19 protein-coding genes and 1 pseudogene are annotated in these 17,888 nt (G+C 57.9%); 4 read left to right on the top strand and 16 right to left on the bottom strand.

Annotation, left to right across the window (positions count from 1 at the left end):
* From AC0V60_RS00005 to AC0V60_RS00020, 4 genes are all read right to left on the bottom strand, one after another.
* Positions 1–627: NrsF family protein (locus AC0V60_RS00005; protein ID WP_486176515.1), on the bottom strand; the 627-nt coding region annotated here is incomplete at its 3' end.
* Between the two features lies 1 nt (position 628).
* Entirely contained in the window at positions 629–1,159 is a 531-nt protein-coding gene (locus tag AC0V60_RS00010) for a sigma-70 family RNA polymerase sigma factor (protein WP_486176516.1), read from the bottom strand.
* A 2-nt stretch (positions 1,160–1,161) separates the two neighbouring features.
* The gene (locus AC0V60_RS00015; protein ID WP_486176517.1) at positions 1,162–1,635 is read right to left on the bottom strand and encodes a DoxX family protein; all 474 of its coding nucleotides are present in this window, start codon (positions 1,633–1,635) and stop codon (positions 1,162–1,164) included.
* Between the two features lie 200 nt (positions 1,636–1,835).
* Complete coding sequence (locus AC0V60_RS00020; protein ID WP_486176518.1) at positions 1,836–2,117, bottom strand: BufA1 family periplasmic bufferin-type metallophore; 282 nt, start codon at positions 2,115–2,117, stop codon at positions 1,836–1,838.
* A gap of 207 nt (positions 2,118–2,324) precedes the next feature.
* Here AC0V60_RS00020 and bufB point away from each other — a divergent pair, with 207 nt between their 5' ends.
* The 3 genes from bufB to AC0V60_RS00035 are packed head-to-tail and all read left to right on the top strand — an operon-like array spanning position 2,325 to position 4,964.
* The gene (bufB, locus tag AC0V60_RS00025; protein WP_486176519.1) at positions 2,325–3,182 is read left to right on the top strand and encodes an MNIO family bufferin maturase; all 858 of its coding nucleotides are present in this window, start codon (positions 2,325–2,327) and stop codon (positions 3,180–3,182) included.
* Positions 3,179–3,967, top strand: coding sequence for an HvfC/BufC family peptide modification chaperone (locus AC0V60_RS00030; protein ID WP_486176520.1), 789 nt, complete (start codon positions 3,179–3,181; stop codon positions 3,965–3,967). Before bufB ends, AC0V60_RS00030 begins: the two co-directional genes overlap by 4 nt.
* A gap of 46 nt (positions 3,968–4,013) precedes the next feature.
* The gene (locus AC0V60_RS00035) at positions 4,014–4,964 is read left to right on the top strand and encodes an alpha/beta hydrolase (RefSeq protein WP_486176521.1); all 951 of its coding nucleotides are present in this window, start codon (positions 4,014–4,016) and stop codon (positions 4,962–4,964) included.
* A gap of 89 nt (positions 4,965–5,053) precedes the next feature.
* Here AC0V60_RS00035 and AC0V60_RS00040 read toward each other — a convergent pair whose 3' ends face one another.
* Together AC0V60_RS00040 and AC0V60_RS00045 are read right to left on the bottom strand one after the other, a co-directional pair.
* A complete protein-coding gene (locus AC0V60_RS00040) occupies positions 5,054–6,217 on the bottom strand; it encodes a mechanosensitive ion channel (RefSeq protein ID WP_486176522.1) in 1,164 nt (387 codons plus the stop codon).
* A gap of 141 nt (positions 6,218–6,358) precedes the next feature.
* Positions 6,359–7,318 carry an SDR family NAD(P)-dependent oxidoreductase gene (locus AC0V60_RS00045; RefSeq protein WP_486176523.1) on the bottom strand — a complete coding sequence of 320 codons (960 nt, stop codon included), beginning with the start codon at positions 7,316–7,318 and terminating at the stop codon, positions 6,359–6,361.
* Between the two features lie 56 nt (positions 7,319–7,374).
* Here AC0V60_RS00045 and AC0V60_RS00050 point away from each other — a divergent pair, with 56 nt between their 5' ends.
* Positions 7,375–8,532: an isoaspartyl peptidase/L-asparaginase family protein gene (locus AC0V60_RS00050; protein ID WP_486176524.1), complete on the top strand. Its 1,158-nt coding sequence runs from the start codon at positions 7,375–7,377 to the stop codon at positions 8,530–8,532.
* 103 nt (positions 8,533–8,635) lie between these two features.
* On the opposite strand, the gene AC0V60_RS00055 is transcribed toward AC0V60_RS00050, so the two are convergent.
* The 10 genes and pseudogenes from AC0V60_RS00055 to AC0V60_RS00100 all read right to left on the bottom strand — a co-directional run bounded on the left by AC0V60_RS00055 (position 8,636) and on the right by AC0V60_RS00100 (position 17,824).
* Positions 8,636–9,523: a fatty acid desaturase gene (locus tag AC0V60_RS00055; RefSeq protein WP_486176525.1), complete on the bottom strand. Its 888-nt coding sequence runs from the start codon at positions 9,521–9,523 to the stop codon at positions 8,636–8,638.
* Positions 9,520–9,720, bottom strand: a complete 201-nt coding sequence (locus AC0V60_RS00060; protein WP_486176526.1) for a hypothetical protein — start codon at positions 9,718–9,720, stop codon at positions 9,520–9,522. Before AC0V60_RS00060 ends, AC0V60_RS00055 begins: the two co-directional genes overlap by 4 nt.
* A gap of 1 nt (position 9,721) precedes the next feature.
* Positions 9,722–10,417 carry a TetR/AcrR family transcriptional regulator gene (locus AC0V60_RS00065; RefSeq protein WP_486176527.1) on the bottom strand — a complete coding sequence of 232 codons (696 nt, stop codon included), beginning with the start codon at positions 10,415–10,417 and terminating at the stop codon, positions 9,722–9,724.
* 67 nt (positions 10,418–10,484) lie between these two features.
* The gene (gene bla / locus AC0V60_RS00070) at positions 10,485–11,426 is read right to left on the bottom strand and encodes a class A beta-lactamase (protein WP_486176528.1); all 942 of its coding nucleotides are present in this window, start codon (positions 11,424–11,426) and stop codon (positions 10,485–10,487) included.
* A gap of 12 nt (positions 11,427–11,438) precedes the next feature.
* Positions 11,439–12,371, bottom strand: a complete 933-nt coding sequence (locus AC0V60_RS00075) for an RDD family protein (protein WP_486176529.1) — start codon at positions 12,369–12,371, stop codon at positions 11,439–11,441.
* Positions 12,368–13,432 carry a stage II sporulation protein M gene (locus tag AC0V60_RS00080; RefSeq protein WP_486176530.1) on the bottom strand — a complete coding sequence of 355 codons (1,065 nt, stop codon included), beginning with the start codon at positions 13,430–13,432 and terminating at the stop codon, positions 12,368–12,370. The genes AC0V60_RS00075 and AC0V60_RS00080 overlap by 4 nt, the downstream gene beginning before the upstream one ends.
* Positions 13,429–14,769, bottom strand: coding sequence for a DUF58 domain-containing protein (locus AC0V60_RS00085; protein WP_486176531.1), 1,341 nt, complete (start codon positions 14,767–14,769; stop codon positions 13,429–13,431). The genes AC0V60_RS00080 and AC0V60_RS00085 overlap by 4 nt, the downstream gene beginning before the upstream one ends.
* Positions 14,770–14,777: 8 nt before the next feature.
* Positions 14,778–15,733: pseudogene (locus AC0V60_RS00090) on the bottom strand (AAA family ATPase).
* 19 nt (positions 15,734–15,752) lie between these two features.
* On the bottom strand, positions 15,753–17,075 hold the full coding sequence (locus AC0V60_RS00095) for a DUF4350 domain-containing protein (protein ID WP_486176532.1): 1,323 nt from the start codon (positions 17,073–17,075) through the stop codon (positions 15,753–15,755).
* Positions 17,072–17,824: a hypothetical protein gene (locus AC0V60_RS00100; protein ID WP_486176533.1), complete on the bottom strand. Its 753-nt coding sequence runs from the start codon at positions 17,822–17,824 to the stop codon at positions 17,072–17,074. Before AC0V60_RS00100 ends, AC0V60_RS00095 begins: the two co-directional genes overlap by 4 nt.
* Between the last annotated feature and the right edge of the window lie 64 nt (positions 17,825–17,888).

The raw sequence follows: 17,888 nt of genomic DNA on the forward strand, positions 1-17,888 counted from the left end.
GAACACTGCGCCCAGGAACACCGGTGCGACATGCGCAAAACCAACGTGGGGCAGGGTGTCGAGCGGGCAGGTGAGGTTATAGGCAAGCGCTCCCAAGGAACCGCTGGTCAGGCCAATCAGCCAACCTGCACGGTTCAGCGAAACCGGAGCACCGCGCCGCAGGAAAAGGAGAGAGGCAAGAGCGACCAACGAGCTTGCGCAAACACCGTAAGCGGCACATTTCCAATAAAGGAGACCTGGATCATTCAGGCTCACCCCGTGATCGTGACCTGCTTCAACCGACATCAATCCGATCAACACCGCAGCCGGGAGGATCGCCAAAGCTGCCGTGCTCCATGCAGGCATGGAGTTCTGCGAACCCACACGCGGTGACACGGTCGAAACAAGCGCCGTAGCACTCGATGCACCCACAACCGCCAGCAAGAGATTGCTGATCCAGAAATAGGGCGAGGCGCTGCCGTTGATCGTCCCGCTCCAAAAGCCGAAGATTACGACACATACGAGCCCAGCTGCTATGGCCGAAAAGGCGATCAGACCGAGCCCGTCACGCGGGCGAATGGGTTTCACCGGGGTGATATCTTTTGTCAGAGCTGCGATGAGATCATCGCGATTTTCAAACTTTTCCATATTACTCGACTTTCTCAACCATCGTGGCGAGCTTCTTGAGGCCACGGTGGATATTAACTTTGACCAGGCTTTCACTTTGCCCGGTTTTCTCTGCGGCCTCCCGGATTGAGAGCCCTGAGATTTTGACCATCTCAATGACCTCGGCCTGACGTGTTGGCAACTGCCCGAATAGCCTATCAAGGCTTACTCTTGCCATTACGACTTCTTCGTCGCTTTCCTGTGTACCGTCATCGTCCATGAGCTCTTGCGCTTCATGCTTGTAAACCTTGCGCAGATGATCGACCCAGCGATAACGCGCAATGGCGGCAAGCCATGGCAAAAATGGACGGGACGGATCCCATGTTGCCCTCTTGGTGTAGAAGGCGATCAGCACATCCTGCACCAGATCGTCGATCGAATGCGGAGGAATGCGCCGCCTGAAATATCTCTCGAGCCAAAGCCCGACCTCGGACAGAAGCACATTGGTTGCAGCTCTATCGCCGTCCTGTGCTGCTGTCATGAGCCTAGCAAAGGTGGGCTCGTCAGCGACCATACTTATGCGGCCTTTTCACCGAAGAAGCGGTCTCCAAGGCGGTCTAGAGAGAACATACCGCCACCCCGGCTGATGAGGATGAGAGCCATTGAAATAATACCAAATGCCCAACCCCAGAAGTGTGCAGATGTGGGGTAGATGAAAATCTGAATAGTAACTGCCATCACTGCAAGAGCTGCCGCACCAAAGCGGGTAAAGAGCCCCAGGAAGAGCAGCACTGGGAAAAAGAACTCAGCGTAAATCGTCATCGGAATGGCGATGTCGGTTGAAAGCGGAAGGCCTGCATATTCATCCTGAAACAGGAAAGGTAAAAATTCGTTTGGGGTAAACCAAGTGCCTTCAGCGATCTTTGTTTTGTACGAGCGCCAAAACACACCAGCGAGCGCAATTCGAATGCCTAGCAGGCCAATGCTTTCTGCGACCGGGCTTGAGAGAAGACCGATTACTCGGGCATAAAGAGATGTAATTGCGTTCATGATATCCTCCTTGGTGGCCAAAAGAGTGGGCGCTAATCTTACGTGCCTGAAAGTGGCGCTTTACCCTTTGGCTTGTCCTTATGTGCAGCGGCGCAGTACCCCCCACTTCTCCTCATTTGACTGGATTATGTCATACTTTCTTCCAGATGGAAGAGCCAGTCTCAGAGGGAAGTGAGAGAGCTATAGAGCAGTCGTTGTGATCAACGGCGAACCGGGGTCAGCGAACCATTGCCTTTAGGGGTTTTGATGCTGGTGCAGGTGCCTTTGTTGACATATTTCCAAGCGTTACCCTGGTAGTCGCGGGTCGAGGTGCCAGCGCAGCTTGTGCCGGGGCCTGCTGCACAGTCATTCTTACCTGCAAGGCTGATGCCGTAGCATTTTTCTTTAGCGCCTTGTGCTGCAACCGGGGCGGTGGCCATGCCAGCTGCAATACCAGCGGTAAGAGCGAGGCCTGCGAGTGAAGCGATTGATTTCTTGTTCATGGCGTATTCTCCAAAATAAAGCTTGCGTCCCGTTTGTGCCGGAACTGACATGTGGTTCGCCTCAAGGTTCAAAAGGGTTACAACTTTTTTGCAAAGACGTCTTTTCGCCTCCGGGAAACTGGCTGTAACGGGCGTGTGATGTGATGCGAAAACCGGCATGAAAAAGCGCGCTTTGGGTGCGCTGAAAATCTGCTAGGTAACTGTTCTATGACTTCGCAAACTGATCCTATCGCACCTTACTCGGGCTTCGGCCTTGGTCTTCGGCGCACGCATTATGACGATTTTCTCGCGGGCCAAGTGCCGGTTGATTTCGTTGAAGTCATCAGCGAGAACTATATGATCGAAGGCGGCCGGCAGATGCGTATCCTCGAAGAGGTGCGCAGCCAACTGCCTGTCATCATCCACGGCGTCTCCATGTCCATTGGCTCGGCGCGCGGTCTTGATGAAGACTATCTGGCCAAGCTCAAATTGCTGGAGCAGCGGATCGACCCGCTTTGGGTGTCGGATCACCTGTGCTGGACCCGCACAAGCGCGCACAATAGCCACGATCTGTTGCCGATGCCTTTGACAGAAGAAGCGCTGACGGCGGTGTGCGACAATATCGACCATGCACAAAATACACTTGGCCGCGCGATGCTGTTTGAAAACCCGTCAAGCTATCTCACCTTTCCCGAAGATGAGATGACCGAGTGGGAATTTTTGAGCGAGATGGCGAGCCGCACCGGGTGCTATCTGCTGCTGGATGTGAACAATATCTATGTCTCGTCAAAGAACCACGGGTTTTCCGCTAAGGAATATCTGGCAGGGCTTCCGCTCGACCGCGTGCGGCAAATCCATCTGGCCGGTCATGACCCCGCAACGCCAGAGCGCGATATCATCATCGACACGCACGACCGCGAAGTGATTGAGCCTGTGTGGGAGCTGTATGCCAAAGCGCTGCAAATGCTGCCTCACTTGCCTGCGGTGATGATCGAACGCGATGACCACATTCCGCCGCTGCCTGAATTGCTGAGCGAGTTGGACCGTGCCCGCGAAATTTCTGGCCGCGTTTTGGAGCCGGTATGAGCACTTTGGCAGAACGGCAGGAGGCATTTCTCACATCCATCCTGGACGAAGGCGCGCCTGCGCCGGAGGGTTGGGGCAATTCTCAGGCGGCAGGAATGGCAGTCTACCGCGGGAATTATCGTTCAGCCTTGATGGGCGCGCTTGCAGAGACTTTTGAGAGAACCGCGCTTTTGCTCGGAGACCAAGCTTTTGCGCAAGCCTCAATCAACCATGCAATCGCCCATCCACCAAGCGGCTGGACAATAGATGAAGCTGGTGAGGGATTTGACGAGACTTGCGCCCAGCTCTTCCCTGAGCGCCCGCAAGTCGCTGAACTTGCGTGGCTGGAATGGAGCATGATGGAGCTTGCAACTGCTCCTGATATTGCTCCGCTCACCGCGCAAGACTTCGCCGCTGCTAGCGCTGAGTTTTGCGATGAGGATTGGGGCGAATTGCGCCTACAATTTCAGCCGCGCGCTAACGCCAAGATGGTCACTTGCGATCTTGAGGCGCTCTGGCGTGCGATTGATGCGGGTAAAGAAGCACCCGATGTGCATCTTGAGAGCCCGCGCGCCTGCATCGTATCGCGCCACGGCGAACGGCCAACTTTCACATTGCTTGATGCGGACCACGCCCACGCTTTCACGGCCATGCAGGAAGGCGCGAGCTATGGTGAGCTGATCGCGGTGCTGCTCGATGGCAATGAAGCCCCCACTCAAGAAGACGTCCAGTCCGCCGCCATGCGCGCGGGGGCAATGCTTGGGGCATGGCTGAACGAAGGCCTGATCGCCGCTATCAATTCTTGACTTGAGCGCGGCTTAGGTCACTCTCCGGTAAAAAGGAGAGGGATCCATGTTGACAGACGCTTCCACCGAACTTCGCACTGCAAAGCCGAGCCTGGCTTTGCGGGCTATCAAATGGATCATGTCGAAGCGCCAGAGCGTGTTTCCACTAGACCCCAAGGGACTAGACCCGTTTTTGAATGGCCGTGCGCTCCCGAAAGATGCGCCGATGCCCGAAAGTTTTCGCAGCAAGTTTGCCGTCGAAGAATGGGAAGCGGCTGGTCAGAAGGTCGTCACCCTCCACCCAAAATCTGGGCCCAAAAGCGAACCTGCCGAATGGCACATGCTCTATTTTCACGGCGGCGGGTTTGTCCTGCCGATGTTCAAAGAGCATTGGCCGCTTGCAGAAGCGATGGTGAATAGCCTGGGTGTCAGCGTTACTCTGCCGCTTTACGAAGTTGTGCCGGAAAGCCCGCATACGCGGCAGGATGAACTGGCTGATGCGGCCTTTGCCAAACTTGCACAGACCCATGACCCGTCCAAAATCATCCTCAATGGCGACAGCGCGGGCGGACATATGGCACTGTGTCTTGCGCTTCGCCTTGCAAAAGCAGGCGGGCCGCAGCCGGGGAGACTGGCTCTGTTCGCGCCCTGGCTGGATGTGACAATGGCCGATCCTGCTATGCAGGCGGTGGAGCCCCATGACATCATGCTCAAGATCGGAACCCTGCGCGGCTGCGGTAAAGTCTTCGCCGGGCAAGGCGATCCCGCACATCCCCAGTTTAGCCCCCTCTACACCGCAAAAGAAGACCTTGCGCTTCTCCCCCCAACGCGCATTTGGACCGGCCGCCATGACCTTTTCATCATCGACAGCCGCACTTTCACAGGCAAGCTGCGCGATGCGGGCGTCGATGCCAAGCTCTACGAATATGAAGGTGCACCGCACGTCTTTATGGCTGTGGTGCCCACCAAGGAATCCAAGGATTGCCTCAAACTGCTCGGCGAATTCATCGCGGAATAGCCCACTAAAAAAGGGCGCGCCGGTCTGTGCCAACGCGCCCTTGAAGTTTGCCGCGACCCGACGCCGCAGCTAGCGACCCGAGGTCTCGACTACTCTTTGTCGAGTTGCTCGAGCTTTTTCGCCGCCCATTCGCGTCCGCCAAGGCCAAAGGCGAGGGAACCCGCAACCGCAAGCCCAATGACCAGCGCGCTAAAGGCGGTCTGGACGATTTCTTCGCCCACACCCATGAACTGTAGGCCCATAAAGGCGAACAGCAGGATCGCGGCATAACGCACCACGTTTGCGGCCATGGATGAGCCGCCCGATGCACCGCCGACAAGCTTGGCGATGAGGTTTGCGATCATAAAGCCGATCGCGATAACCACCGCGCCAAACAGCACCTTGCCGCCAAGTCCAAGGACCTGATCAAGGATTAGGGTAAGTTCGGCAAAGCCCAGCATACGCGTCGCAGCGATAGCGAAGAACAAGATGATGCCGATTTGAGCGACACGGGCAACGATCTCCGATGCCTTGGTGCCCTCCGGCAGAAGACCTAGCGCGGTGATTGGGCCATCTACGCCGAGCCCGCCAAGCAGTTCAGTCAGAAGCCCCACAACGAAGCGGCTGATGAAATAGCCAAGGCCGAGCAGAATTCCTGCAGCGATAATGTTCGGAATGGCCGCAAGGATCATCTCAAGCATATTGGTCGCTGGCACAGAGATGGTCGCTATGTTGAGGATGCCCAAGGCGCCAATGGCAACCGGGATTGCAATCAGCGTGTATACCACAGTGCCCAGTGTTTTTGAGATGGTGGTGTTGCCTGTCACCTCATCAACACCGCCTTTATTAGCCCATTTGTCGACATCGACCGCCCGCATCGCGGTGATCGCGATATCGCGGACAATGCCTGCAATCATCAGGCCGATGAAGAGCAGCAAACCTGCACCCACAAGATTGGGAATGAAGCCCATAACCGTGTCGAGCAGCTCTGTGATTGGCCCTGCGACGCCGCCAAGGTCAAGCACGTCGAGGATCGCGAGAAGGCCAAACAGCCAGATCAGAAGCGAGACAATCTTGCCTAGGTTCATGCCGATGCTTTCACCGCTTCCCGTAGGACGGCCTAAGAAACCGATGCGATCAACCAGCTTGGCAAAAGCCCATTTTGCCGCTTTGGCGATAAGCCAAGTGACGACGAGAATACCAACGGCGAAGGCCGCCTTGGTTCCGATTTCGACCGCAAGTGCTGGGTCGAACTGATAGTTCGTGAGTTGCATACTGTCCCCTTGATTTGATGATTTCGCGCTTTTCTTGCGCCCCAATTCAAATGTTCTGCAAGGGTCATAGCGCAATTTGTAAAATCGCGGGGTAAAGGCCTGTAAATTGTAAAATCGAGAGGTCAAAAGCCAGCGGGAAGCCTAGGCGAACACCTCGCCTGTCATCTGCTCAGAAAGTGTCCACAAACGGTCTGCATTTGCCTTATCGAGCGCGTAGCTGCGCACGCCTGCGCTGGTGGAGATATCATCCACTGGGGCCACATGGCAGTCCTCGCAATAGACGCCGCCTGTGCCTTCCAGTTCTTCAGCTGTCGCTGCCCACACTTGGGTCGCAGCGCCTTGCGGGATAGATTTCATCACCACCGGGCTGCCTTTCTCGCCAGCATTCTTCTTCATTCGCTCCATCAGGAACTTAACGTCCTCCTTGCTCAAGTGGCGGCCAAGGTTGGTCTGAATGCCGCCGGGATGAACTGCATAGGCGTGGATGCCTTTGCCCGCGAACCGGTCTTCCAGTCCCTTGGTGAAGAGGACATTTGCCGATTTTGATCGGCCATAGCTGCCCCAAGGCGTGTATTCGCTGGTCGCGAAATTGGGGTCGCCCAAGTCGGCGGGCGTAATGTGGTGGCCGCGGCTGGAGAGGTTCACGATGCGCTTATCGTTGCCCGCTTCGATAAGCGGCATGAGGTGCTTGGTCAGAGCGAAGTGGCCCAGGTGATTGGTGCCAAATTGCATCTCAAACCCGTCAGCGGTCTCCATCTTGGGGCACGCCATAACGCCTGCGTTGTTGATAAGGATGTCGATTTTGTCGAACCGCGCATTCGCTTCTGCGCCCGCCGCCTTGATGCTTGCCAGCGAGGCAAGGTCGCAAGTTAGCGTTTCAAGGTTCGCACCCGGAACCTCGGCCTTAATCGCGGCAACAGCTTCGTCCATTTGCGCTGGATTGCGGGCGGTGATGACGACATGGGCCCCTTTGGCCGCCATGGCGCGCACGGTCTCTTGGCCAAGACCAGAAGAGCCGCCTGTGACGAGCACCGTCTTGCCCGACAGGTCTTTGCCTTCCAGCACGTCCTCACTGGTGGTGGTGTCGCCAAATGTCGTCATGCGCGGTGTCCTCTCGTGAATTGCTGTCTGGTGTGATGCGCTCAGAGGCGTTAGCAATGCAAGCCATGAAAAACGCTCTTCTCACGATTGTCGCCGCAGGGTTTGCCTTGCTTGCTCATTCCACTGCTTACGCCGATGACCACACCGAGGCGGAAAAGCCCAAATGGTCGCTGGCGATCCATGGCGGGGCGGGCACGATCCTGCCGGAGAATATCACGCCAGACCAGAGGATCGCCTACGAGGCGGCTTTGCAAGAGGCGCTCGATGCGGGCACTGAGGTTCTCAAGAGCGGCGGCAGCGCGATGGACGCGGTGAAGGCGGCTATCCTTCCGATGGAGGACAGCCCGCTGTTCAACGCCGGGCGCGGGGCGGTGTTCACTTGGGAGGGCGCAAATGAACTTGACGCCTCGATTATGGATGGCCGCGATCGGAGTGCTGGGGCAGTGACGGGCGTTAAGACGGTGAAGAACCCGATCCTTCTTGCAGACATAGTGCGCACGGAGAGCCCGCATGTGTTCCTGATGGGCGAAGGCGCGGAAGCATTTGCAGGCGAGCAGGGTTTTGACGTGACCCCGCCAGAGTGGTTTGCAACTGAGCGGCGTCGCCAGTCGCTCGAACGGATGAAGGCGCGCGAATTGTCTTCGCTCGATGTGGATTTGAAGTTCGGGACCGTGGGCGCGGTGGCCTTGGACCAAGACGGCAATTTGGCCGCTGGTACGTCGACGGGCGGGATGACCGGCAAGCGCTGGGGCCGGATTGGCGATGCGCCGGTGATTGGTGCGGGGACCTATGCGGATAATCGGTCTTGTGCAGTGTCAGCGACGGGTTGGGGTGAGTATTTTATCCGGGTCGGTGTGGCGCAGGAGATTTGTACTCGGTTGAGGTTCGAGGGTGTCGGTGTAACGGTCGCAGAGCCGATCAAGAATACGGATGCCGTCGAACTAGCCCACGACCTTACGTTAAGCGAGGTCCACCAAATTCTGATGAGCGCTTCATATGATCGGGCAAAATTGATCTCTGACGAGGTCATGGCAGAAGTCAAAGGCCTCGGCGGTGATGGCGGGATCATTCTCGTCACCCCCGAGGGCCACACAATCTACAGCTTCAACACTGCTGGCATGTACCGAGGCCGCTCCAATAGCGATGGACTCAATGAAGTTGCCATCTTTGGCGGGGAAGAGCTTACCGAGCCTTCAAACACGCCAGACCACTAAACCCCATCGTCATCCCGGCGAAAGCCGGGATCCAGCTTCTTCTTTCACCAATACAGCCGAAGTGAGCTGGACCCCGGCCTGCGCCGGGGTGACGGTGTCGCGGCTACAACTCCCCCAAATCACATCCTCGCGCTTTCAAAATCGGCTTCATCTCCCAAAAGGCCGCCGGGGTCCGGGTGAGCGGGATGTAGGGGTGCAAATGGTGGACGATATGAAACTGCATGAACATCGAGCCCCAATTGCCAACCTTCGATTTCCACGCGCGCGAATTGCGGTAGCGGCTCTGCTCATTGCTGGGATGATGCGGCGCCCATGAGAGAAAGAACACGATATAGCTGATCGCAAGCTGAAGAGGCAGCCACCACAGAAACAGCGCTTCAAGCGCATAACCATTCCATGCAAGCGCCCCCAAAACCGCGATAAAGCCCACCAGATACACAAGGCTCAGCAATAAGAGACCGGGCCGGCCAGCGCGCATAATGGACGCAGCGTAATCATCCTTGCGCTTGGCAGCAGGTTGGCGCTCCTGAATGGTGCGCCAAAGAGCGGACCATGGGCCGGGGGCTTTGCAAGTGATATCGACATCAAGTTCGGGGTCATTGGTGTGGCGGTGATGGTCAAGATGCGTAATGCGCAGCACCTCAAACGGATACACCAGCATCCAGCTTGTCCCGTGCCCGATAAGTTCATTAAGCCAGCGCCATTTCGTCCCTGGACGTCCGATAATGTCGTGCTGTGCCTCATGCGTTGGCAGATACACCAGCGCCATATTCACCGTCGCGATCGGGAAGGCGATCCAAAGCGGCAGGATATCCATGAATACAAGCGGCCAAAGCGACAGCCACACGGCCATATTGCCAAAGGCCCAGACAACGGCCTCCCATGGGAACATGCCGGAATGCTTGCGCGCGATTTTCAGCTCAAAGCGCTTAAGCTCCCCATCGGAAAGGCGGCTGAGGTCGTCAGGCAGGATTTCGGAGTGCGCGTTCATATCCACCTCCCGCTGACCTGTGCAAAGAGCCCCCAAGCCCCTGCAACAATCAGGCCGAGGGTCAAGGTGGAAAGCCCAAAGGGAGCCGCCAGCCCAAGGGCCTGCATGCCCTGATCAATCACGGGTGCCAGAAAAGCGAAGGCGAAAATCAGCGGCAAGCACCATACCACCGCCTTGAGGGTTTTTTCCAAGATCATATCACGCGTGCTCCTCTTGTGCCTTTGGCTGTTCGATTGGTGTTGTCAGTTGCGCGATCCGCTCAAGCAGCTCCGCGCGAAATTCATCTGACGCATCCGCTGCAAGTACGGTGTAAAACCCGGTGCGCTGACGCCGCAGCATTTCCTGCGGCTCTATCGTCCGGTGCACCCAATCATCGAGCGGGGCGCGGTATGCGGCGAACATCTGAACCGCGAGCTCGCGCGGATTCAAATTCCCTCGCAACTGGCCAGCGCGCTGCGCCGCTTCGCAAACATATTGCGCCATCTCAATCGAACGCCGGGCGCTGTGTGCGCCTGCATCCTCGCGCGATGGATGGTAGGAAAAGGCGATGCCCATCCGCTCAAGCGCGATAAATGTCGCGCAATTGGCGTCCGGATCAGCCAGAATTTGCGCAAAGGCCTCGTCTAGAATAGCGTCCGCCATCGCTAAGGGGTCGCCGCGCTCATCAAGGTGAAGGCGGCCCCACAATTCCTCAATCGAAGCGGTCGCCATGGCGCTGATGATGGCGGCCTTATCTCCCACCAAATTATAAAGCGTCGGCGCGGTTACACCTGCTGCCTGCGCAATCCCCCGCGTGGTCAGCGCGTCATAACCCTCTCGCGCAATGATGGCGCGCGCAGCATCGAGAATGCGCGCTTTGCGGTCTGCAATGGATTGTTCGCGTTTGCTGGACATGGCATCTGATTATGCCGTTTCCAAACTTTTATCAATGATAAAGTTTTATCAGTGATAAAATTATGACCTAGGCCGCCTTCGCCATATCCTTGGCAAAGCTTTCCAAAACGCTTCCGACCTTCGCAAGCGGAGCTTCGTGGGCGCGGTCGAACGCATTGTCAGAGCCTGGCGGGCGGTAATAGGCGGCAAAGGTAATGGGGCCGCGCCCTTCCGGTTCGACAAAACCGATATCGACGTAAATGCCCGCTGTACCCGCCATTAGCCCAGTCCCGGTTTTATCGCCCGCGAGCCAATCCTCTGGAAGCCCAGCACGCACCCGCCGAAGCCCGGTGGGTGTGTCAACCATCCACTGACGCAGAAGCGCCCGCTGCTCTTCTGGCAGCGCATCGCCAAAGGCAAGCTTGGCCACGGTGCGTGCCATCGCGCTTGGCGTCGTGGTGTCGCGGAGCTCGGACGGGGGCACAGCGTTGAGTGCGGGCTCGTACCGGTCAAGACGGCTGACATCGTCCCCCAAAGAGCGCCAGAACGCGGTAAGCGCCGACGGTCCGCCGATCTCTTTCAGAAGAATGTTCGCTGCCGCATTGTCTGAATATTTCTGGGTTGCCTCTGACAATTCGCGCAAAGTCGCGCCTTCTTCCAGATTGCGCTTGGTGAAGGGGGAGACGAACATCAGCTCGTCCTTGGTCCACATCACGCGCCGATCCGCGCTGTCTTCGCCGGTGGCATCGCGCTGAAGGATCTTGGCGGCCAATGACAGCTTGAACGAGGAGCAATGCCCAAAGCGCATATCGCGGTTGATCCCGGCTGATTGCCCGCTTGCCGCATCGAAAAATTCGGCGCCCAGAGTGCCGCCTGTCTCGCCCTCGATCTGGCGCAGCATTGCCTCAAACCTGTTGCCCGGACCCAGTTCAGGCGCCTCTAATTTCGGCAGGCTGAGCGAGCATGCGCCCAAGGTCAGGCCAGCGCCCGCCAGAGCGCCGCCAACAAACCCGCGTCTGTCTATAGTCATGAGAATTCCGCCTCAGGAGTGTTTATCGGCCTTGCGCTTGCCAAAACGCATGTCGCCTTCAAGCTTGGCGCGAAGCTGCGCATAGAAGGCTTCGAGAAATGCCCGTTCATCACCTGCCCCCGGATCCCAACCGATCTTGCGGCAGATTGCCTCATGAACGGGGCTAAGTGCATCATCTTTGTCTTCGCGCAGAACCCGTTCCAGCACTTGCAGCTCATGCTCGCCGTAAACCGACAGCTCTTCATCGCCAAAGTCATAGCGGGCCCCTGTGATATCGCTTTCCCCGCTCGCCGCGGCCGCGCCGCTGGTGGAGAGGGTTTCGGCAAGCTTTGTGCGCGGTGCTTCGACCACCCAAGTGCCCGCAATAATATCGCCCGCGCGCAGCTTGTCTTTGTTGAAGAAGGGGAAAAGCATGAAGATCGCAAACCAGACCATCCCTGCAATTCCAAAGCTGCCGGTTTGGCCGGTCGGCGCGATGAGCAGGAAGACGAGCGGCATAAACAGCTCAATATCACGCAGCAGATTGCGAGCGATCACCGCTTCCGGGGTGAGCCTTCCCCCGCCGCGCGCAGCCACGCGAATGCCAACAATGCGCTTTCCCCATGTTGCGCCGCGCGGCCCCAGCTCCATTGCGAGGAAATACCCATAGCGCAAAAAGAAGATGAACAGCGTGAGCGAAACAAAGAGGAACTCCATAGCGCCCGACGCACGCTCAATCGTTTCCGGGTCCACGGTGTCTTCAATCCCTCCGGCGAGAAGCCCAAGAACCAGCACGAATACAAATGTACCGACCGCGAACAGCATAAAATCAAGGATCAACGCTCCCAGACGGCTGCCTCGCGAGGCGAGCATGATCGGAATTTCGATCCCCTCAGGCGTCACCAATTGGCGCTCTTGTTTGGGCCGGTTCATCAGGCCGGACCGGGCTTTGGACGCAGCGCTCATGCGCCGCCTTCCGCCCTGCGCGGATTGTAGAGGAAGAAGTATGTCAGCCAGAAGGCGAGGAAACATCCGCCAATCGTAAAGCGGCCCTCGACACTGCCCACCAATTGGCGCGGGAATGCCTCAAGTAGGCCGGCAATGACCATCATGACAATGACGCCTGCCATAACAACGGCGCCGCGCCGGCCGCTTGTCGAGGCGGCTTCAAGAACCGAAAGCTGACCGGGAAACGCCATTGATCTCCCAATATGCAGCCCGGCTGCACCTGCCAGCAGGATTGCGAACAGCTCCGTGGTGCCATGCACGCTCAGCCATGCGGCAAATTCGACCGTGAGCCCAGAGCCTGCAAACAGCCAAAGCATCGCGCCAAGCAGCGCCATATTGTGCACAAGCAGCAGAAGCGAGGGGATGCCAAAGGCAAAGCCCAGCGCGAAGGCAAGGATGGCAACGCCTGCATTGTTGCTGAAAAGACTGGCGGCAAAGGCAGTGAGACCGTCTGCATCGGTCTTTGTACCAAGGGTCTCAAGCAAATCCTCGCGGCTTGCCCCTGGTACACGGCTATCGGCAAAATTGCTGGGTACGAGCCGGTAGAACCAGTCTGCATCTTGCGCGACCAGCACCCATCCCACAACCGTTCCAGCGATCATCACGAACAGCGCGATACAAACATCGAGCCATATCTCGCGCACGGCTCTGCTCCAGCCGCCAAGAATAAACTCGCGAAACCAGCCAAAAAACCCTTTGCGCGGGCCGTAAACCTGAAACCAGGCGCGCTGCACCAGAGCCTCAAGATAGCTGAGTGTCGCGGCATCCAGCGAGGTTTCGCGCGCGACTGAGAGGCTGGAGGCGGCGGTGCGATAGAGCGTGGGGAGAGCAAGCAGGTCTTCGTCATCAATCTTGCGAAGCCCGCCTTTCTCCATTCGTTTGACGATCTCTTCAAGCCTGCGCCAATCGTCCTCCCGCTCCAGCCGAAAACGGTCAGAGCGAAGCGCTGCGCTTTCAATATCGGGCGGTGCGGTGACAGCGGATTTGCCGAACCATGAAGAGAGAACCGGGGCTTTCATCCGATCGCCTCGCTGCTTTTGATCGTGTAGTACCGGTCGATCAGGTCATAACCGATACTGTCATACGGCGCCTCGATCACGTCGATCCCCATGCGGCGCAACCGTTGGAGCACGACGCGGCGCTGTTGCAGGAGCGTGTCCGCAGTTACGCTGCGCGCCAAAGTGGCGACGTCCTGCGGCCCCTCTTCGATGAACGTCTCAAGCTCGCTATCGGCGATTGTAACGAAGAGCAGCAGGTGCTTCTTCACAAGGCGGCCCATGCTTTCCACCATCATTTCAGCAGCGGTCGGGTCGGTGAAATCAGAGAAAAGCACAATCAGCGAGCGGCGCTGAAGCTTTGATGTAAGGGTTGCCAGGGCGAGCGTGAAATTGGGTTCAGCCGCCTCATATTCGAGCGCGGCAGCGGCGCTTTGCAGGCGGTGGAAGGCTCTGCTGTCGGAGACAAATGGGGTCATGACGCGCGGGGCCTGGGCAAAGCCGAACAGCGCCGCCTTATCGCCGCTTTTCAGCGCGACATAGGCGCAGGTAAGAGCGGCTGAGACCGCTCGGTCAATCCGGGGGAGGCCTTGGACAGGTTCGCACATTGCCTGACCGCAATCGAAGGCAAAGACGATCTGATTGTTGCGCTCGCTTTCATTTTCGCGCGCGTAAAGTTGAATGTGGCGCGCGCTTGCCCGCCAGTCGATCCGGCGCCGGTCCATCCCCGGCTCATATTCGGTGAGCGCCTCAAACTGCGTGCCCTCGCCCCGGATGCGCCGCGCGATCAGGCCGTTTTGCGCATCGCGAAGAAAGGTTTGCAGCTCCTTTGAGCGCACCGGTGAAAGGTCAGGCCAAATCCGCACATTTTGATCGTCCAAGACCTTCGCATCCTGCCTTGCGCCGAGCCCTAAGGGGCCTTGCCAGCGCAGCCATGCGCGCGTGATGGCAGCGGTCCCTCTGCGAACTGGTTCGACTGTCTGCGAACCGCTGTATTCGCCTCGCTCTTCGGCAGGAGATAAGGGAAAAGTGGCGCGACCCTCAGGGCCAAGCCGTGGGTCGAATTCAAGTGCTGCTTCGTGGCGGGTGCCGCCGCCTCGAGCAAAACGGGCATGCACATCAAGACCCGCCGATTGCCCCACCTCTGTGTCGGCAGGCGTGATGACATGCCATTCCTCGCAAGACCCTGCGATCAAACCATCGAGCACGATCAAGACCACAAGACCGATTGCAATCATTGGAGCTGCGAGCCAGAGCTGAGGCGAAAAGGCAGCGATTACCACCGCGATAGGCGCAAGGCCCGCTATCACCCAAGCAGCGCGTTCGGTTGGAACCAGTGGAAAGGAGGTAAGGCGGCGCACGCGGATATCTACCGGGGTGCCTCGGTCATCTCGATCAATTCAGCAACGAGCGCCTCGATATCGCGGCCCTCGATCTCGGCTGCCGGGCTCAATGTCAGGCGGTGGCGCAAAACCGGCACGGCAAGCGCCTTGACATCATCAGGAATGACATAATCGCGCCCATCAAGAGCGGCCTTGGCCTTGCTTGCTCCCGCCAGCATAACCGCAGCGCGCGGGGAGGCACCGACGGACAGATCGGCATGTTCGCGCGTCGCTCGCACAAGCCGCACAACGTAGCCGGCAATATCGTCCGCCAATGTCACTTGCGATAGCGCAGCGGTTGCCGCCTCTAGTGTTTGTGCATTGGCGACAGCTTTTACGCCTAGATCCGCTGGATGCTGAGGCCCTTGGCGCGAGCCGAAATTGGCGACAATCTTGGTCTCATCACTCTCGCTTGGATAGGGCACAAGCAGCTTGAACAAAAAGCGGTCCAATTGCGCCTCGGGGAGAGGGTAGACCCCTTGGTTCTCGATCGGGTTTTGGGTTGCGACGACCATGAACCGCGATGGCAATTGGTGGGTTTCGCCATCCAATGTGACCCGCCGCTCCTGCATGGCTTCAAGCAAAGCGGCCTGCGTTTTTGGCGGGGTCCGGTTAATCTCGTCACCCAAAAGAAGCTCGCAAAAGATCGGGCCTCTGGTCATGGTGAACTGGCTTGTTTGGAAATTGAATATGTTGGACCCCAGAATATCTCCGGGAAGGAGGTCCGGGGTGAACTGGATGCGGCCAAAGTCCAAGCCGACTGCGGTTGAAAAGGCCTGCGCCAAAAAGGTCTTGGCGGTTCCAGGGGGCCTTCAAGAAGCACGTGGCCTTGCGCAAGCATAGCGACCAGCAATTGGTCCACCATGTCCTCTTGCCCGACAACTGCCTGCGCGATTTGCGCGCGAATACTCGCGGCCAATTCACGCACACTGGCGAGCGTCATTGTGTCACTGGAGGTATCGCTAGTGGTCATCTTCTGGATTTCCCTGTCGTCTTTGCCGCCCTGTCGTCTTTGCGGCAAGGTCATTGAGGCTTTGGGCTTCGCGTAATAAATCGCCGGGCCGCGCGGCATTTTGCAGTCTCGCGGCGCGGTTCGAAAAGGGTTCTTCGTCAGGCAGCCGCTGTTTTAGCGCTGCATCAATCGCTTCTGCGTCAGGCTTTGATAGCCCTAGCGCCCGTCCAAGCTTGCGAGAGATCAATGCTGTATAAGGCTCTGCAAGCAGGTTTGTGCGGCCCGCGCGCACAATCAGGCCCGCACCGTTTGTGACCAGCTGGGTCTTACCAAAGCTGGTGTCGCGCGAAGTTGCTGCGACCGGGCCAAAGCGCAAAAACGCACGCCAGCCCACAATCAGCATCGCGGCGATCAAGCAAAGCGTGGCAGCCAAGAAAGGTGGGCGAAATGCAAGGGTGAGAAGATTGGTCGACGCGCCAAGACCGGGCAGTGTCATGTCGAAGCTCACCCGGCCGCTGTCATATCCAGCCTGCTCCACCAATGCGAGCGCGAGGGCAGCGCGGGCTGGATCGGCAAGCCCGTAATTGTTCATCAGATCAGGTTCGACAACGAAGGTCACGAAATGCGCCTCGTCATAGAAATATGTGCCCGGCTCGCCGATGATATTAAGCGCCAGCCTGCGCCCGCCCGGATCAATGACAACCGCTTCTTGGCCGGGCGTTTGGTCTGCATAGATCGTCGTACCCGTTGGCAGCTCGCCTCGTATTGTCAGCCCCGCCCAGCGCCCGTTCTCGGCCTTCTCCGCTTCTTCTGTTTGCAGTGTCACGGCGTATGGTTCGGGAAGCTCCTGGGTCCAGCTAGGAAACATCGGCATGCCCAATTGTACCCAATCATCCTGCACGCGGTCTTCATCAATATCAGCGATCTCGCCCTCGGGCTTAAACACAATCCACTTCGGAAAAATCACCAGGGTGGGCCCGTAATATTGCCGGTCCTCCAAGATCTGTGCAAGATCGTCTGCATCGGTGTTGAGGGTCGGTGTCAGGATCAGAAGGTCTGATGTTTCAAGACCGCTTGGCTCACGTGACTTTTCAACTTCATACCCATTGGCCTCGAGCAAAGCCGCAAGACCAGCATAACCGTGCAGCGCATTTGACGAAGCATGCGCGCTGCGATTTGCGCTTTCGCCGCCTGTATCGCCTGAGCCAATGAAGTAGAGCATCGCCATAAAAGCGCCAAAGCCAACGAGCAGGATCGCAAGCACCGAACTGCGGGTAAAAGGGGACGCTTTTCTTGGACCAATCGTGTGCGGGGCGGCGGCAGCGGCGTTCATGCCTTCACCTCGCGGCCGCTTGCGCCGGACATGCTGCCGATAGAGATGCTGGCAAAATCGGCATAGGCAGCGCGCGCCGCCTCCCAATCACTTTGGTCAAGCCTGCGAAGCGCAAACAAGCTTCGCTCAACCCGTTCTGAGATTGTGCGAAAAGCTTTTTGGGCAGGGCCTGACAGCGCGGGAAGTGCTGCGAGTTCGCGCGCGGTGCTGCTTGGGTCCACCCAATTGGGTTTCGCTTTGGCAATTTGGCTGACGCTGCGCTTGAGGAGAAGATGTGTGGCTTCGTCAAATCGCCCTTCGGAGGCCAGCCGGTTAGCGTCTTCGAGAAGCTCAAGGCTCTCTTCAGCAGTCGGCTGCCATTCGGGATCGCTCAGCGCCGCGCCGCCCCCTGCTTTGGCGTTGGCGCGTGCCTTTGCGAGCGGGCCGAAACTGCGCGCGATCCAGTACAACACAAACACCGCAAGCAGGCCCAGCAGCACCCACTGGACCCAGTTCCAGTTAAATGCCAAAAACTCACCGACAGGTCCCAAGATACCGCCCAGAAACTCGATAATGCTGGCCCACGCCTCATCAAGCCAACCAGGCTCGCGCACCTCTGCTGGCGCCATGGCATACTCATCGAATTGAATATCGGGGTCACCGCGAAGGTTGCGCCACCCTTCAGGCTCGGTCACCGAAGAAGGCCCCATAGGCACAGCCTGACCGTCTGCCTCCGGCGGTGCCACATTGATAGGAAGAGGTTGACCCATGCTGATGCAAAGCGTGCCATGGGTTGGCCTGCCAAGCAACAAGCAAAACCACTTCAAATCACAC

Source organism: Erythrobacter sp. S259 (genome assembly GCF_057364965.1).

What these genes read in the sequence shown, in the direction of transcription:
- bla (WP_486176528.1), bottom strand. Translation starts at nt 11,426, where the DNA reads ATGACTATAGACAGACGCGGGTTTGTTGGCGGCGCTCTGGCGGGCGCT.
- AC0V60_RS00010 (WP_486176516.1), bottom strand. Translation starts at nt 1,159, where the DNA reads ATGGTCGCTGACGAGCCCACCTTTGCTAGGCTCATGACAGCAGCACAG.
- AC0V60_RS00040 (WP_486176522.1), bottom strand. Translation starts at nt 6,217, where the DNA reads ATGCAACTCACGAACTATCAGTTCGACCCAGCACTTGCGGTCGAAATC.
- bufB (WP_486176519.1), top strand. Translation starts at nt 2,325, where the DNA reads ATGACTTCGCAAACTGATCCTATCGCACCTTACTCGGGCTTCGGCCTT.
- AC0V60_RS00075 (WP_486176529.1), bottom strand. Translation starts at nt 12,371, where the DNA reads ATGAGCGCTGCGTCCAAAGCCCGGTCCGGCCTGATGAACCGGCCCAAA.
- AC0V60_RS00095 (WP_486176532.1), bottom strand. Translation starts at nt 17,075, where the DNA reads ATGAACGCCGCTGCCGCCGCCCCGCACACGATTGGTCCAAGAAAAGCG.
- AC0V60_RS00065 (WP_486176527.1), bottom strand. Translation starts at nt 10,417, where the DNA reads ATGTCCAGCAAACGCGAACAATCCATTGCAGACCGCAAAGCGCGCATT.
- AC0V60_RS00050 (WP_486176524.1), top strand. Translation starts at nt 7,375, where the DNA reads ATGCAAGCCATGAAAAACGCTCTTCTCACGATTGTCGCCGCAGGGTTT.
- AC0V60_RS00045 (WP_486176523.1), bottom strand. Translation starts at nt 7,318, where the DNA reads ATGACGACATTTGGCGACACCACCACCAGTGAGGACGTGCTGGAAGGC.
- AC0V60_RS00060 (WP_486176526.1), bottom strand. Translation starts at nt 9,720, where the DNA reads ATGATCTTGGAAAAAACCCTCAAGGCGGTGGTATGGTGCTTGCCGCTG.
- AC0V60_RS00015 (WP_486176517.1), bottom strand. Translation starts at nt 1,635, where the DNA reads ATGAACGCAATTACATCTCTTTATGCCCGAGTAATCGGTCTTCTCTCA.
- AC0V60_RS00020 (WP_486176518.1), bottom strand. Translation starts at nt 2,117, where the DNA reads ATGAACAAGAAATCAATCGCTTCACTCGCAGGCCTCGCTCTTACCGCT.
- AC0V60_RS00035 (WP_486176521.1), top strand. Translation starts at nt 4,014, where the DNA reads ATGTTGACAGACGCTTCCACCGAACTTCGCACTGCAAAGCCGAGCCTG.
- AC0V60_RS00080 (WP_486176530.1), bottom strand. Translation starts at nt 13,432, where the DNA reads ATGAAAGCCCCGGTTCTCTCTTCATGGTTCGGCAAATCCGCTGTCACC.
- AC0V60_RS00100 (WP_486176533.1), bottom strand. Translation starts at nt 17,824, where the DNA reads ATGGGTCAACCTCTTCCTATCAATGTGGCACCGCCGGAGGCAGACGGT.
- AC0V60_RS00055 (WP_486176525.1), bottom strand. Translation starts at nt 9,523, where the DNA reads ATGAACGCGCACTCCGAAATCCTGCCTGACGACCTCAGCCGCCTTTCC.
- AC0V60_RS00030 (WP_486176520.1), top strand. Translation starts at nt 3,179, where the DNA reads ATGAGCACTTTGGCAGAACGGCAGGAGGCATTTCTCACATCCATCCTG.